Here is a 13,609-nt window from a genome sequence, read left to right as displayed (position 1 = left end):
CCGGCCGCGAACCGCGTGAATCGGAAGCTGGCCTGCTGAAATGTCACCGTGGTGTGGGTTGATCCTTCACGGTGGGGGATCTGCGATTCGAAGTGAGACAGTGTCCGTGGCGAATCATTTGCAATGTCGAACCTGGATCTGAACTCTCACTCGTGAGCGACGTGTCATCGTGCTCAGTGGATCAGATGGTTCAATGAAGCCGGACGACTTCGAACGCAAGACAACAGCTTAACCGCAGTGATAACGAGAAGTCAAAGCGGCTAGTGATCAGCGGGGGATCTTGCCTCGACGCAGCCTCACCAAGATGATGAGCGCGGTGAGCAGAAGAGCTGCCGCAACCAGCAGCATTCCGATGGGGAGCAGCGTCTCATCAGAGACGCCGAGCGTCTTCGACGAGGTTGTGGAATCAGAGGCCACTGCACCGTCGCCGGACTCCACCTGGGCGCCGATTGCTGCATTGTCGTCGGCGTCGGCTCCGCCTGCATCGCTGCCGCTCTCCGAAGCGCTCGGGTCGCCACTGGGCGTCACAGCCTGGCCGACCGGGACGGTCTGCAAGGATGTGGGATCCTTCTGGGCGAAGTCCCATTCGAGAAGGTCGACCGCTGCCTGCCGGGAGTTGTTGTCGATTCCGAGCATCGTCGAGACGACACGGCGGCCGTCACGTTCTGCCACAGCGATATACGCGCCCTTGGCCTGACGCGTGAACCCGTTCTTCAGTCCGAGCCCACCGTCGACCTGGCCGACGATCTTGGTGTGGTTCTGAATCTCGTAGCCCTTGAACTTCTCCTTGGTATCCGGGTTCTTGCCACCCGGGAACTTGTAGGTCTCGGTGTCGATGACGCTCATCAGATAGTCGTTCTCACACACCGCCCACGCCAGCTTCATCATGTCTGCGGCAGTCATGTGCTGATTCTTATCGTCGAGGCCCGAAGTGTTCGCCGCGTGAGTGTTTGTCATCCCCAGCTCTTCGGCCTTTTCGTTCATCAGCGCCACCGCCTTGTCCTGACCGCCAGCGGCTCGTCCGAGCGCATTCGCAGCATCGTTGGCACTCGACATCAGCATTGCGTGGAAGAGCAGATCCACGGTGTACTCGTTCTTCTGCATGAGACCGACTTTGGTGCCGTCGATCTCCATGTCCTCGAACTCCGCCTCCACCTTCTGCTTCGGGTCGTCGAGGACCTCGACGAGCGCGAGGGCGGTGAGGAGTTTGATCGTCGATGCTGGGGCATGCTTTTTGTCGATGTCATGCGCGACCTGGAGCTCACCTGTGTCGAGGTCTCCCACCAGCCATGACGTTCCCACTGGTGTCGGTGGCTTCGATCCGTCGCCGAGGTCGGCCGGAGACTCGTAGACCTTCTCCGGTGTCTCCTCCGGTTGGCTCAGACCGTGCGAGGTGCTGGGGGAGAGGACCAGCTGAGCCCCAATCAGCACCAGAGCGATTACGGCGCTGACGAGGAGACGAAGTCCTGCCAGAGGTGAACAGGGGAGGACCGCTGTACGCGTCGGAGAAGAAGGATGGTGAGAACGCATCGCACCAGTCTACGACCGAGGGGAACTGGGAGCTTTCAGGAAACTCGGTGCGATTGGGCACAGCTTGCGCCGCCCCACCCGCCCCAGGGAACGCGAAAGGCGGCCGTGCACGAAAAGTGCACGGCCGCCTCGGCGATGGTGATCGTCAGATCAGAATGCGCGCTGCAGGACTGCCTGCTTCACCTCGGCGATGGCCTTGGTGATTTCGATGCCACGAGGGCAGGCCTCGGTGCAGTTGAAGGTGGTGCGGCAGCGCCACACGCCTTCCTTGTCGTTGAGGATCTCCAGGCGCATGTCTCCGCCCTCGTCACGCGAATCGAAGATGAAACGGTGCGCGTTGACGATGGCTGCCGGTCCGAAGTACTGGCCATCGGTCCAGAACACGGGGCACGACGAGGTGCACGCAGCGCAGAGGATGCACTTGGTGGTGTCGTCGAAGGCCTCACGCTGCTCGGCCGACTGCAGACGTTCACGCGTCGGCTCGTGACCGGAGGTGATGAGGAACGGCATGACCTCACGGTAGGACTGGAAGAACGGCTCCATGTCGACGATGAGGTCCTTCTCCAGAGGCAGACCCTTGATCGCTTCGACAGTGATCGTCTTGGAGGTGTCAAGATCCTTCAGCAGGGTCTTGCAGGCCAGACGGTTGCGGCCGTTGATGCGCATGGCATCGGAGCCGCACACGCCGTGGGCACAGGAGCGGCGGAAGGACAGCGAACCGTCGTCTTCCCACTTGATCTTGTGCAGGGCGTCCAGGACACGGTCGGTGCCGTACATGGTGACCTTGTATTCCTCCCAGTGCGCCTCTTCGTCCTGTTCGGGGTCGAAGCGTGCGATCTTGAAGGTGCAGTCGAACGACGGGATCGAACCGCTGTCGCCTGCCACGTGGTCGGGCAGGTCGATCTTTGAGGCTGGTTCCGGGGTTTCGGTTGAGGTATCGGTGCTCATCAGTACTTACGCTCCATCGGCTGGTAACGGGTGACGATGACGGGCTTCGTCTCCAGACGCATGCCCTTGATGCCGTCGGTCTCGGAATCAGGATCGAGGTAGGTCATCGTGTGGTGCATGAATCCCTCGTCGTCACGGTCCGGGAAGTCTTCTCGGAAGTGCCCACCGCGTGATTCCTTGCGGTGGATGGCGGCGACGGAGATGACCTCGGCGAGTTCGAGCAGGAAGTTCAGCTCGACGGCCTCGAGGAGGTCGAGGTTGAAGCGCTTGCCGCGATCCTGAATGCCGACGTTGTTGTAACGTTCACGCAGTTTCGCGATCTCGTCGAGCGCTTCACGCAGAGTCTCGTCCGTGCGGAAAACCTGGACGTTGGCGTCCATGAGCTCCTGCAGATCCTTGCGGATGGCGCCGATGCGTTCGGTGCCGTCTGAGGTCCGCATCTTCTCGAGCAGTGCGACGGTGTCGTTCTCGGCAGCCTCGGGCAGTTCGACGAAGTCAGCGGTCTTCGAGTACTCCGCGGCGGCGATGCCGGCGCGCTTGCCGAAGACGTTGATGTCGAGCAGCGAGTTCGTGCCCAGACGGTTCGAACCGTGCACGGACACGCAGGCAACCTCACCGGCGGCGTAGAGGCCGGGGATGACGGTGTCGTTGTCTGCCAGCACCTCGGCACCGATGTTGGTCGGAATGCCGCCCATGGCGTAGTGCGCGGTCGGGAAGACCGGCACCGGCTCCGTGTAGGGCTCCACACCGAGGTAGGTGCGAGCGAACTCGGTGATGTCGGGCAGCTTGGCATCGATGTGCGCAGGCTCGAGGTGGGTGAGGTCGAGCAGGACGTAGTCCTTGTTCGGACCGCAGCCGCGGCCCTCACGAACCTCGTTGGCCATGGAACGGGCCACGATGTCACGAGGAGCGAGGTCCTTGATCGTCGGGGCGTAGCGTTCCATGAAGCGCTCACCGTCGGAGTTGCGCAGGATAGCGCCCTCGCCACGGGCTGCCTCGGAGAGCAGGATGCCCAGACCGGCCAGGCCGGTCGGGTGGAACTGGAAGAACTCCATGTCCTCAAGCGGGATGCCCCGGTTGTAGGCCACGGCCATGCCGTCACCGGTGAGGGTGTGGGCGTTCGAGGTGGTCTTGAAGACCTTGCCCACGCCGCCGGTTGCGAAGACGACCGACTTGGCCTGGAACAGGTGGATCTCGCCTGTAGCCAGTTCGTAGGCGACGACGCCAGCCGGACGGCGGACCCCGTCGACCTCGGTCATGGCCAGGTCGAGGACGTAGAACTCGTTGTAGAACTCGACGCCGTGCTTGACGCAGTTCTGGTACAGAGTCTGGAGGATCATGTGGCCGGTGCGGTCGGCTGCGTAGCAGGAGCGACGGACCGGGGACTTGCCGTGGTCACGGGTGTGACCGCCGAAGCGACGCTGGTCGATCTTGCCTTCTGGGGTCCTGTTGAAGGGCAGCCCCATCTTCTCGAGATCGAGAACGGCGTCGATGGCTTCCTTCGCCATCACCTCGGCGGCATCCTGGTCGACCAGGTAGTCACCGCCCTTGACGGTGTCGAAGGTGTGCCATTCCCAGTTGTCCTCTTCCACGTTCGCCAGTGCGGCGCACATGCCGCCCTGGGCGGCACCTGTGTGCGAACGGGTCGGGTAGAGCTTGGTCAGGACTGCGGTCCGGGCACGCTGGCCCGATTCGATCGCTGCGCGCATCCCGGCGCCACCGGCACCGACGATGACAACGTCGTATTGATGTACCTGCATGTTTCTCCTTCTATGCGGCCGAGCAGAACGACGCCAGCAATGCGGGGTCGGCTCCGGCCGGGCAGGGATCGAATGTGAAGATGACGAGCGTGCCGAGCACGATGACGATGATCGAGGCGATGTAGAGGATCACCTGGAGAGCCATCCTGGTGCCGGGCTTCTCGGCATAGTCCATGATGATGGTGCGCAGACCGTTGGTGCCGTGCAGCATAGCCAGCCACAGCATCAGCAGGTCCCAGATCTGCCAGAACGGGCTGGCCCACTTGCCGGCCACGAACCCGAAGTCGATGGCCTGGACGCCTTCGCCGGCCCACAGGTTCACGAACAGGTGGCCGAAGATGAGGATGACGAGGACGACGCCCGAGATGCGCATGAACAGCCATGCGAACATCTCGAACTTCGACCGTGTTGATTTGTGGCGCGAGTAGCCGGTGCGCGGAGCCGGGATCGATGTTGTGCTCATGTCATCCTCCGAACGTGTGCATCAGCTGGCGGGGGATGAAGGCGATCATGATGATGAGCCATACGACGATGACTCCCCAGAACAGCTTCTTCTGATTTTTCGGTCCACTCTTCGAGAAGTCAACGAGAATTACGCGAAGACCGTTGAACGCATGGAATGCGATTGCGGCAACGAGAGCGATCTCGCCGATGGCCATGAACGGTGTCTTATACGTTCCGATCACGGCGTTGTAGGCCTCGGGTGAGACGCGGACGAGTGCAGTATCGAGCACGTGGACCAGCAGGAAGAAGAAGATTCCGACGCCTGTGACGCGATGCGCGACCCAGGACCACATTCCTTCATTTCCTCGGTACAGAGTGCCCGTAGACGCTTTGGCCACGGAGCATCCTCCATCTTGGATTAATCGACTGTGTACATCAAGAAACTACGCCGAACGCCGCCTGGTTGCCAGTTGAGCCACGCCTGAGCGTGGTGGATCACATTAACTTCCTGGCAGTTCCCTCATAGTCGCGATGTCGAGATACGACGATTTTCAATTACAGAACAATCATATGCCCTAAAGAATCGCTTCGCCGGGCTGACCTGGTGAGTCGGTTCCCACGCCGAGGCGGGTGCGGGCTGAACGTGGAAGTGCAGCTGATGTATCAGATGTCGAACCCAGGATCGAGAATTCCGGTTCTCCTCACCCCGACACGGCGGACAACATCGGTCAGAGCGTGACCGAACTTTGAGACACTGATGATGTGAACACACACTTCCACGCCATCATCCCCGCCGGCGGATCCGGAACCAGGCTCTGGCCGCTCTCACGCAAGGCATCGCCGAAGTTCCTCCACGACGTCCTGGGTACGGGCCGGAGTCTGATCCAGTCCACCTGGGATCGAGTCGCCCCGCTCGTGGGCACCGAGAAGGTCTGGGTCGTGACCGGGCAGAACCACCGCGACCAGGTGGCCGAGCAGCTTCCCGAGATCTCGGTGGACAACATCCTCGCCGAGCCCTCCCCGAAGGACTCCGCTGCCGCGATCGGTCTGGCCACCATGCTCATTGCGAAGGAAGACCCGGACGCGATCGTCGGCTCATTCTCCGCCGACCATTCGATCACCAACGTCGACGAGTTCCGGCTGGTCATCGACCAGGCCTGCGTCGCCGCAGAGACCGGCGACATCGTCACCGTCGGCATTATGCCCCGCAACCCTGCCACCGCCTACGGCTACATCGAAACCGGTGATCTGCTGGGGCTCAAAGGCGCACCGACTGCCCGCCGGGCCCTGGCCTTCGCCGAGAAGCCGGCCGCGAGCACGGCACGTGCCTACGTCAACTCCGGTCGCTACCGCTGGAACGCCGGCATGTTCATCGCCAAGGCCGCAGCCCTCCTCGAGGTCCTTGAGACCGAGGACCCGACACTGTTCGCGGGTTTGTCGAGGATCGCCGAGGCCTGGGGGACCGATGCCCAGGCACAGGTGCTCGCCGAGGTGTGGCCCGGGTTGGAGAAGCGCGCCATCGACTACGTCGTGGCCGAACCCGCTGCCGCGGCCGGACGAGTCATCGTCATCCCCGGCGACTTCGGCTGGGATGACGTCGGCGACTTCGACTCCGTGGCCCGTCTGCGCCAGCCGGTGGCGGGAGAACCTGCCGGGGTCATCTCGATCGGTCAGAACTGCGACCTCCTCGAAATCGACGCCTCCGGTGTCGTCTTCTCCGAATCCAAGCAGCCGCGCACGGTCGCGATCGTCGGCCTCGATGACCTCGTCGTCGTCGACACCGAGGACGTCCTGCTCATCACCTCGCGGTCCCATGCTCAGGATGTGAAGAAGGCGGTCTCGGCCGCAGGTGAACGCGGACTCGAGGACCTGCTGTAGGAACGCACGCATCTTGCAGTGTGAGGAGAGGCGTCTGCGGAGTGTGTCGAAATTGGTCGCAGTGCGCCCAAATGTGACGCGGAGTGCTTAGCATTGCAGTCAATGTCTCAGATATCCGAACCGCGCCTCGCCGGCGTCGCGCCCCCAGAAGGACCAGACGTGATCAGCTCGACCATTGCTGAGATCGGTGCCGAACTCATCGATTTCCGCCGCGATGTCCACGCACACCCGGAACTGTCCTTTCAGGAGTTCGGCACCACCGACAAGATCGTCGCACGCCTCGAAGCGGCCGGTCTGTCACCTCGGCGCCTTGAGAGCACCGGTGTCGTGTGCGAGGTCGGTGAAGGACCGCTGGCACTGGGACTGCGCGCCGACATCGATGCGCTGCCCATCGACGACCTCATTGACGAGGACTTCGCCTCAACGGTGCCCGGCGTCGCCCACGCCTGCGGCCACGATGTGCACCTGACCGGCCTCGTCGGCGCAGCCATCGCCTTGCAGCGACTCCACGAATCCACTCCCGGCGGACTCGGCGGGCGTGTGCGGCTGATCTTCCAGCCCGGTGAGGAAGTCACCCCGGGCGGTGCTCTGCGCGTCATCTCCCAGGGCGTCCTCGACGACGTTCCCGAGGTCTACGCCCTCCACTGCGACCCGAATGTCGACGTCGGCAAGATCGGCTCCCGCATCGGGGCCATCACCGCCGCCGGCGACACCGTCATCATCCGCCTCTCCGGTCATGGCGGACACACCTCACGACCCCACCTGACCGAGGATCTCGTCTACGCCTTGGGCAAACTCGCCACAGACCTGCCCTCGACGCTGGGCCGCCTCATCGACCCGCGCCACGCGATCTCCCTCGTCTGGGGCGAGATCAGCGCCGGCCACGCGGCGAATGTCGTCCCCAGCGAAGGCATCCTGCGCGGAACCCTGCGCTGCCTCGACGTCGACGGCTGGAATCAGGTCGCCGAGGTGCTGCCGGAGCTGGTCGAGCGCATCGCCGGCCCGTACGGAGTCACCGTCGACCTCGACCATCGCCGAGGTGTGCCGCCGGTGGTCAACACCGAAGACCAGGTCGCCCTCATCGAATCCGCCGTGCGCGGAGAGCTCGGCGAGAACTCCGTCCAGCTGACCCCGCAGTCCATGGGCGGAGAGGACTTCGCCTGGTACCTCACCCACTGCCCTGGAGCGCTCGTGCGCATGGGCACCCGCACTCCGGGGGGAAAGACGTACGACATCCACCAGGGTGATCTCCTCATCGATGAGGACAGCGTTGAGATCGCTGCCCGCATCTTCACCGCGACCGCACTGAAGGTCCTGCAGCGAGACTGATGCCGTACCGGGGACTCAGGCAGAACCGATAATCTTGGAGACATGAGAGTAAAGGTCATGAGCACGGTGCTGGGCGCCGGCTTCAGTGCGTTGAGCCTGGTGGCCCTGAGCGCGTGCTCGATGTCGACACCCGAACCCGTCGAGGAAGAAACACTCGGATGCATGATCTCGGCTCCTGCCGGATTCGACGATCACTCCGCCGGGGCACTGACCCTGGCAGAGACGGAACTGGCGCGGTCGGCGGGACTGTTCTCCGCGACATCGAGCCAGCGGGTGACCAACTCATCGGCCACCTCGGCGGCTCTGACGAGGATGAAGGACCAGGACTGCGCACTGACGACGGTGCTGGGACCCGGCGGGGCCGACGAACTCAGCGACCATGCCAAGTCCAATCCGGACGACGTCTTCCTCGGAGTGGCAAGCGGGCACGAGGACTTCCCGGACAATGTGCTCAGCATCGATTTCGACCTGGTTCCTCCGGCCTTCATCGCCGGCTACATCGCAGCGACCGCGAGCGAAACCGGTGAAGTCGGCGCGCTCGTCTCGCAGGGGTTCCCGCAGGCGAAGAAGATCCTCAACGCCTTCGATGCCGGAGTCGCACTCTACAACGACGAGGCCGACGAAGATGTCGAGAACGTGAAGTCCTACCGCGAGTCTGCGGTCGACGACCGGACCGTGGCCGACACCAGCGATGAGGGACGGAAGTTCTTCGAATCGGCCTATGGCTCGGATGTCGATGTGCTCGTGCCCTTCGGATCGGCGGCGGCAATGGGCGTGGCCACCGCGTCGACCGAGGAGATGGCGGCCCAGCGCACCCAAGAGCCCAAAGAAGAAGGCGCGGAGGAGAAGGCCCTGCCGAAGGTCATCTGGTACGGAGCATCCGGGGCCTTCAGCGACACCATCATCGCAACCATCGAGCCGAACATCCGTCGGGGACTGCGCAGCATGTTCGCCGAATGGCCGCAGAGCAGGAACCCCGACGAGGTCGCCGAGGCGTCGAAGGACGAACCCGCTGACATGGGCGGATTCCTCATCACCGACAAGCACTACAAGGGCACGATCGATAACGGTGGGGTGGGGATCTCCGCCGAAGACGGGTTCCTCAGCCGCGTCTCCGACGCCGGCCGCAGCATCACCGATCTGCGGGAGAGGATCAAGAGCGGGGACATCGATCCTGAGAAGTCCTGAACGGAAGTCCTGAACGGAAGTTCTGAGCTGGTGGATTCTTCCATCCTTCTCGCACCCTGATCCGATAAGCTGTGCGGGTGTTGAATAATCCCGCCGGAGTCGCAGAAGACGACCCGATCCTGCAGTTGCCCAAAGTCTCCCTCCATGATCACCTCGACGGTGGCCTGCGCCCCGCCACACTGATCGAACTGGCCGCCTCGATCGGTCATGAACTGCCCGCCACCGAACCGGAGGCGCTGGCTCAGTGGTACTACGATTCCGCCAGCTCCGGTGACCTGGTCCGCTACCTCGAGACCTTCTCGCACACGGTTGCCGTGATGCAGAGCCGTGAGGGCCTGATGCGGGTGGCCAAGGAATGGGTCCTCGACCAGGTGGCCGACGGTGTGTTCTACGCCGAGGCCCGCTGGGCTCCCGAACAGCACCTGGAAGGCGGACTCGAACTCGACGAGGTCGTCGACGCCGTCCAGCAGGGACTCGAGGCCGGAGTCATCGAAGCCTCCTCCGATGGCAAGTTCATCCGCGTCGGCCAGATCATCACCGCCATGCGCCAGGCCGACAACTCGATGGCGATTGCCGAACTGGCCATCCGGCACCGTGAGAAGGGGTCTGAGTCCGGAGTCGTCGGCTTCGACATCGCCGGTCCCGAGAACGGCTTCCCACCCTCGGCGCACCTGTCGGCATTCAACGCACTCCACCAGGCATACGTGCCCGTGACGATCCACGCTGGGGAAGCCGCAGGCAAGGCCTCGATCCACGAAGCACTCACCGTCTGCCATGCCCAGCGCATCGGTCACGGCGCTCGCATCGTCGAAGACATGGACATCGTCGAAGGCGAAGGACAGCTGGGCAGCCTGGCCGCATGGGTCCTCGACCAGCAGATCCCGCTCGAGCTGTGCCCCAGCTCCAACCTGCAGACCGACATCGGCGGCACCATCGCCTCCCACCCCATCACCGGACTCAAAGATCTGGGCTTCGCCGTCACCATCAACCCGGACAACCGGCTGATGTCAGCGACCTCGGTCACGCGTGAGATGCGTCGGCTCGTCGACGAAGCCGGCTGGACGCAGACGGACCTCGAATGGGCCACTGTCAATGCGGTCACGGCAGCCTTCCTGCCTCTCGACGTGCGCGAGCGCATGCTCGACGAGATTCTCATCCCAGGATTCGCCCGGGTGAACATTTGAGTTCACGGGACAAGCGTTCGAACACACCCGACGGTGCAGCACCGTCGGGTGGTTCGACTCAGCCTGCTGGCCACGGTGTTCCCACCCCACGAGCGATGCTGGTCGTCGTCGTGGTGCTCGGGATCCAGGTGCTGGCCCTCCTCGGGTCCGCCCTGTCTTTCATCCTCACCGCCATCAGCGCCGGTCCTCTGGCCGGATCGCTGCTGGGACTGGCAGTCATGTTCCTCATCTTCGCCGCCGGAGTCGCCGCTGCGGCGCGCGGATCGTGGAAGCTGCACCGCTGGGCTCGACCCGCAGCGATCGCCTTCGAGCTGCTCGTCATCGTCTTCGCCTTCAGCGTCATCGGCGGCTCGCTCTGGCTCGGCCTGGCCTGCCTGGTCACGGCACTCGCCGTTCTTCTCGGCTACTTCCTGCCCCCTGTCGTTGACGCGTACAACAGGGCACTCGAAGGCTGAGGTTGCAGGTCCCTGGCGGCTGGCGTCGTCGGCTCTAGCACCGGACACCTGTCTGCTCAGGTGCTCGGCGGTTCCCACTTCTGCACACTGGCTGCCTGAGCAGCCGTCAGTCTCGAAGGCACAGCGGTGAAGATCGCATCGCGAAGTCCCGCCACCAGCGGGGACTGTATCTGGAAGACGGCGCCGAGGGCGCGTGACTTCGCGGCAATCGACTGACTGCGCTTGCGTCGCAGGCGGTCATAACTGCGCAGTCGATCGTCGACGGCTGACCCCGCCTCCGTTGCCTCCGCATTGTCTCCCGACTTCGTGATCACCGGCGTCAGCAGTGCCGTCAGCGTTGCGGCGTCCTCGAGGGCCTGACCCCCGCCCTGTCCCAGGTTCGGGGTCATCGCATGAGCGGCATCGCCGAGGAGGACGATGTGTCCCCGGTGGTAGGTCGACAGGGGAGTGGCGAGGTCCGAAATCACGGTGCGCCTGATCCGCGGTGCCGGTGTCGTTGCAATGAGTTCAGCGATCGGCGCATGCCAGCCGGAGAACAGGTCCCGGACCGTGGCCTTCTCATTCGCGAAGCTCGCGTGCTCAGGCATGTTCGCAACCGCGAACCAGTACACGCGCCCGTCCATGAGCGGCGCAATCCCGAAGCGCAGGCCCCGTCCCACGGTCTCACCAGCGGCTCCACCCAGATCGACCGGACGCTCGGTGATCCCGCGCCAACACGAATACCCCGAATAGCGTGCTCCGATGCCAGATTCGACGGACTCCCTCACCTGACTGTTGAGCCCATCGGCGCCGATGACCAGATCAAAGTGTTCCTGGTCGTTTGCTTCCGTCCCGGACCCGATCGTCACCGTTCCATCAGTGCTCGCCGAGGTGACCTCAGCGTTGGTGCGCACCGTTGCCTCATCGAGGGCTTCGAGGAGCACCCGATGCAGGTCGGCCCGGTCGACGATCCGCAGTTCGCCGACGCTGTCGGTGGGGAGGCGTGCGATCCAGCGTCCGTCGGGTCGTCGTTGGCCAGCGGCGAAGGATTCGGCCTGTTTGTCGGTGATCGTTGCGAGTTGAGGTCCGAGCCCCAGCGATTCAAGTGCCCTGAGCCCATTGGCGAATATCGACAGCCCCGATCCACCGGCGCGCACCTCGGCGGCTTTTTCGAACACGGTGACCTGTGCGCCAGCCCTCTGCAGGCCCACGGCGGCTGAGAGTCCGCCGATGCCGGCTCCGACGATCGCGATTCTCATGGGGTGTGGGCCTCTCATCCGAGATCTGAGGTGTTTGCCTTACTGCTGCAGGTACTCCCCGCAGGCTTCGGTGAGGAAGTCCCCGGCGACGCCGCCCTCTTGGTTGAGACTGTCTGCGGTCTTCTGGATGCCCCACCAGACCTGCGGAGATGCGCCCCACTGCTGACGGAAGTCCTCACGCTTATCGGGATCATCGGCCAGGTCCTGAGCAGCCAGGGAGATGCGGTCCTGAGCATCATCGGCCGTGCACCGAGCCTCATCATCGGGGCCCTTCGGATTGAGCTCGGAAATCTCATCGGAGTTCTCCGCCTTCAGCGTGTATGCGGACCCGCCGATCTCCTCAACGGTGAAGGTGCCCTGGATGAGCAGGAAGGGCGACTTCTCGGTATCGACATTCTCGGCATCGACGGTGACACTGACACTGTCCGGGGTGTCGGCGGTGATGGTGGCCTCGCCGGAATCGGGAACGTCGGGGTTGCCGGTGTGGACGTAGACCTTGAGGTAGGCCTCGGATTTGTTCGCGGCCGCCTCGGCGAGGCCCTGCCACAGTGGATCGGCATCCTTCGCTCCGCCGGGGGAGGAGTCGACGATGGAGACCTTCGGAGCGTCATCAGGAGTCTCGACCGGAGTGACCTCCTCTTCGCTGACGGAGGGACGCGGTGCGGGACGGGTCTCCTCCGAGGTGGGAACGCAGGCTGTCGTCGTGGCCAGCACTGCGGCGGTGGTCAGGAGGGCAAGAGAGCGAATGCGCATGGTTCCTCGAAAGGTGGTCGGCGTGGCGGTGCCGGGCCAGGAGCCCAGCCTTGATTCCAGCCTAATCCGAGAGCTTGCGCTCGCCCCGGTGGACGCGCTGACCCGGCCCCGATTGCTCTGCGCAGCAGCTGCTGCGCGCGGCAGTCACTGCGGGCAGCGGCTACTGGTCGCGGGCCGGCATGAGATCGCTCAGGCTGACCTTCTGTGCGCCGGATTCGTCGAAGTTGTCCTCATCGAGCCACTGCACATAGGCCGCGCGCAGGCTGGGCCATTCGGTGTCGATGATGGAGAACCAGGCGGTGTCGCGATTGCGGCCCTTCACGACCATGTGCTGTCGGAACAGTCCCTCAAAGGTGAACCCGAAACGAGTCGCAGCCTTCTTCGACGGAGCGTTGTCGTCATCGCACTTCCACTCGAAGCGCCTGTATCCGCTGGCAAAGGCAAGATCGGCGAAGAGGAAGAGCGCCTCGGTGGCTCCCCGGGTGCGTGAGAGTGCCGGTCCCCACAGGATGTTTCCGATCTCGATGACGCCGTTGTTCGCATCGATGCGCATCAGCGCCTGGCGTCCCTCGGCCCGCTTGGTGCTGTGGTCGACGACTGCGAAGAACAACGGATCTGGAGACTGCGAGGCCGTAGCCATCCACTCATCGAAGTCTGCGCGCGCACGCTGCGGCGCCTGCGGCAGGTAGCGAAAACGCTCATCCGAACCGTCTGCGGACGCGGCCGCGAAGAGCGAATCCGAGTGCTGCCCGGCATCGAGGGGTTCGAGGTCGACATAGCGGCCGTGGATCGTCTCCCGCCGAGGTGGTTCGACTCCGGCCCAATCGTTGAGGTTGGTCTCGGTCATGGTCTCCTCTTCTCGTTCATCCTTGAACTCCTCCATCGGTTCGTCCCGATCCGCT

The 13,609-nt window shown here is 63.7% G+C and carries 13 protein-coding genes; 5 read left to right on the top strand and 8 right to left on the bottom strand.

Translation table 11 applies throughout. The features are described from left to right. Window positions 1–267: 267 nt before the first annotated feature. The 5 genes from PGC08_RS13990 to sdhC all read right to left on the bottom strand — a co-directional run bounded on the left by PGC08_RS13990 (window position 268) and on the right by sdhC (window position 5,080). The gene (locus PGC08_RS13990) at window positions 268–1,530 is read right to left on the bottom strand and encodes a D-alanyl-D-alanine carboxypeptidase family protein (protein ID WP_193101439.1); all 1,263 of its coding nucleotides are present in this window, start codon (window positions 1,528–1,530) and stop codon (window positions 268–270) included. 150 nt (window positions 1,531–1,680) lie between these two features. Beyond that, window positions 1,681–2,478 carry a succinate dehydrogenase iron-sulfur subunit gene (locus PGC08_RS13985; RefSeq protein WP_271708639.1) on the bottom strand — a complete coding sequence of 266 codons (798 nt, stop codon included), beginning with the start codon at window positions 2,476–2,478 and terminating at the stop codon, window positions 1,681–1,683. Then, window positions 2,478–4,238 carry a succinate dehydrogenase flavoprotein subunit gene (gene sdhA, locus PGC08_RS13980; RefSeq protein WP_271708638.1) on the bottom strand — a complete coding sequence of 587 codons (1,761 nt, stop codon included), beginning with the start codon at window positions 4,236–4,238 and terminating at the stop codon, window positions 2,478–2,480. The genes PGC08_RS13985 and sdhA overlap by 1 nt, the downstream gene beginning before the upstream one ends. A 10-nt stretch (window positions 4,239–4,248) precedes the next feature. After that, window positions 4,249–4,701: a succinate dehydrogenase hydrophobic membrane anchor subunit gene (locus PGC08_RS13975; protein ID WP_009885235.1), complete on the bottom strand. Its 453-nt coding sequence runs from the start codon at window positions 4,699–4,701 to the stop codon at window positions 4,249–4,251. A gap of 1 nt (window position 4,702) precedes the next feature. Next, on the bottom strand, window positions 4,703–5,080 hold the full coding sequence (gene sdhC, locus PGC08_RS13970) for a succinate dehydrogenase, cytochrome b556 subunit (RefSeq protein ID WP_035279682.1): 378 nt from the start codon (window positions 5,078–5,080) through the stop codon (window positions 4,703–4,705). A gap of 364 nt (window positions 5,081–5,444) precedes the next feature. Here sdhC and PGC08_RS13965 point away from each other — a divergent pair, with 364 nt between their 5' ends. From PGC08_RS13965 to PGC08_RS13945, 5 genes are all read left to right on the top strand, one after another. After that, the gene (locus tag PGC08_RS13965; protein ID WP_101557220.1) at window positions 5,445–6,560 is read left to right on the top strand and encodes a mannose-1-phosphate guanylyltransferase; all 1,116 of its coding nucleotides are present in this window, start codon (window positions 5,445–5,447) and stop codon (window positions 6,558–6,560) included. Between the two features lie 102 nt (window positions 6,561–6,662). After that, on the top strand, window positions 6,663–7,889 hold the full coding sequence (locus PGC08_RS13960; RefSeq protein ID WP_085974905.1) for an amidohydrolase: 1,227 nt from the start codon (window positions 6,663–6,665) through the stop codon (window positions 7,887–7,889). Window positions 7,890–7,946: 57 nt separating this feature from the next. Continuing rightward, complete coding sequence (locus PGC08_RS13955; RefSeq protein ID WP_069600611.1) at window positions 7,947–9,077, top strand: BMP family lipoprotein; 1,131 nt, start codon at window positions 7,947–7,949, stop codon at window positions 9,075–9,077. 77 nt (window positions 9,078–9,154) lie between these two features. After that, the gene (locus PGC08_RS13950; protein WP_096145917.1) at window positions 9,155–10,261 is read left to right on the top strand and encodes an adenosine deaminase; all 1,107 of its coding nucleotides are present in this window, start codon (window positions 9,155–9,157) and stop codon (window positions 10,259–10,261) included. Next, the gene (locus tag PGC08_RS13945) at window positions 10,258–10,716 is read left to right on the top strand and encodes a hypothetical protein (RefSeq protein ID WP_236850454.1); all 459 of its coding nucleotides are present in this window, start codon (window positions 10,258–10,260) and stop codon (window positions 10,714–10,716) included. The genes PGC08_RS13950 and PGC08_RS13945 overlap by 4 nt, the downstream gene beginning before the upstream one ends. A gap of 56 nt (window positions 10,717–10,772) precedes the next feature. Here the strand turns inward: PGC08_RS13945 and PGC08_RS13940 are convergent, their stop codons facing one another. The 3 genes from PGC08_RS13940 to PGC08_RS13930 form a co-directional block, all read right to left on the bottom strand. After that, a complete protein-coding gene (locus tag PGC08_RS13940) occupies window positions 10,773–11,954 on the bottom strand; it encodes an FAD-dependent monooxygenase (protein WP_069600610.1) in 1,182 nt (393 codons plus the stop codon). 39 nt (window positions 11,955–11,993) lie between these two features. Beyond that, the gene (locus PGC08_RS13935) at window positions 11,994–12,707 is read right to left on the bottom strand and encodes a hypothetical protein (RefSeq protein WP_069600609.1); all 714 of its coding nucleotides are present in this window, start codon (window positions 12,705–12,707) and stop codon (window positions 11,994–11,996) included. Between the two features lie 160 nt (window positions 12,708–12,867). Continuing rightward, window positions 12,868–13,554: a GNAT family N-acetyltransferase gene (locus PGC08_RS13930; protein ID WP_164514389.1), complete on the bottom strand. Its 687-nt coding sequence runs from the start codon at window positions 13,552–13,554 to the stop codon at window positions 12,868–12,870. Window positions 13,555–13,609 lie beyond the last annotated feature (55 nt).

It is taken from the genome of Brevibacterium sp. BDJS002, assembly GCF_028201555.1.
GTDB lineage: Bacteria > Actinomycetota > Actinomycetes > Actinomycetales > Brevibacteriaceae > Brevibacterium > Brevibacterium aurantiacum.
Note: the sequence above shows the minus strand (reverse complement) of the source record. Positions and strands in the feature narration are given on the sequence as shown.

Coding starts and splice junctions, on each gene's coding strand:
- PGC08_RS13935 (WP_069600609.1), bottom strand. CDS start 12,707: ATGCGCATTCGCTCTCTTGCCCTCCTGACCACCGCCGCAGTGCTGGCC.
- PGC08_RS13930 (WP_164514389.1), bottom strand. CDS start 13,554: ATGACCGAGACCAACCTCAACGATTGGGCCGGAGTCGAACCACCTCGG.
- PGC08_RS13955 (WP_069600611.1), top strand. CDS start 7,947: ATGAGCACGGTGCTGGGCGCCGGCTTCAGTGCGTTGAGCCTGGTGGCC.
- PGC08_RS13975 (WP_009885235.1), bottom strand. CDS start 4,701: ATGAGCACAACATCGATCCCGGCTCCGCGCACCGGCTACTCGCGCCAC.
- PGC08_RS13960 (WP_085974905.1), top strand. CDS start 6,663: ATGTCTCAGATATCCGAACCGCGCCTCGCCGGCGTCGCGCCCCCAGAA.
- PGC08_RS13940 (WP_069600610.1), bottom strand. CDS start 11,954: ATGAGAATCGCGATCGTCGGAGCCGGCATCGGCGGACTCTCAGCCGCC.
- PGC08_RS13985 (WP_271708639.1), bottom strand. CDS start 2,478: ATGAGCACCGATACCTCAACCGAAACCCCGGAACCAGCCTCAAAGATC.
- sdhA (WP_271708638.1), bottom strand. CDS start 4,238: ATGCAGGTACATCAATACGACGTTGTCATCGTCGGTGCCGGTGGCGCC.
- PGC08_RS13990 (WP_193101439.1), bottom strand. CDS start 1,530: ATGCGTTCTCACCATCCTTCTTCTCCGACGCGTACAGCGGTCCTCCCC.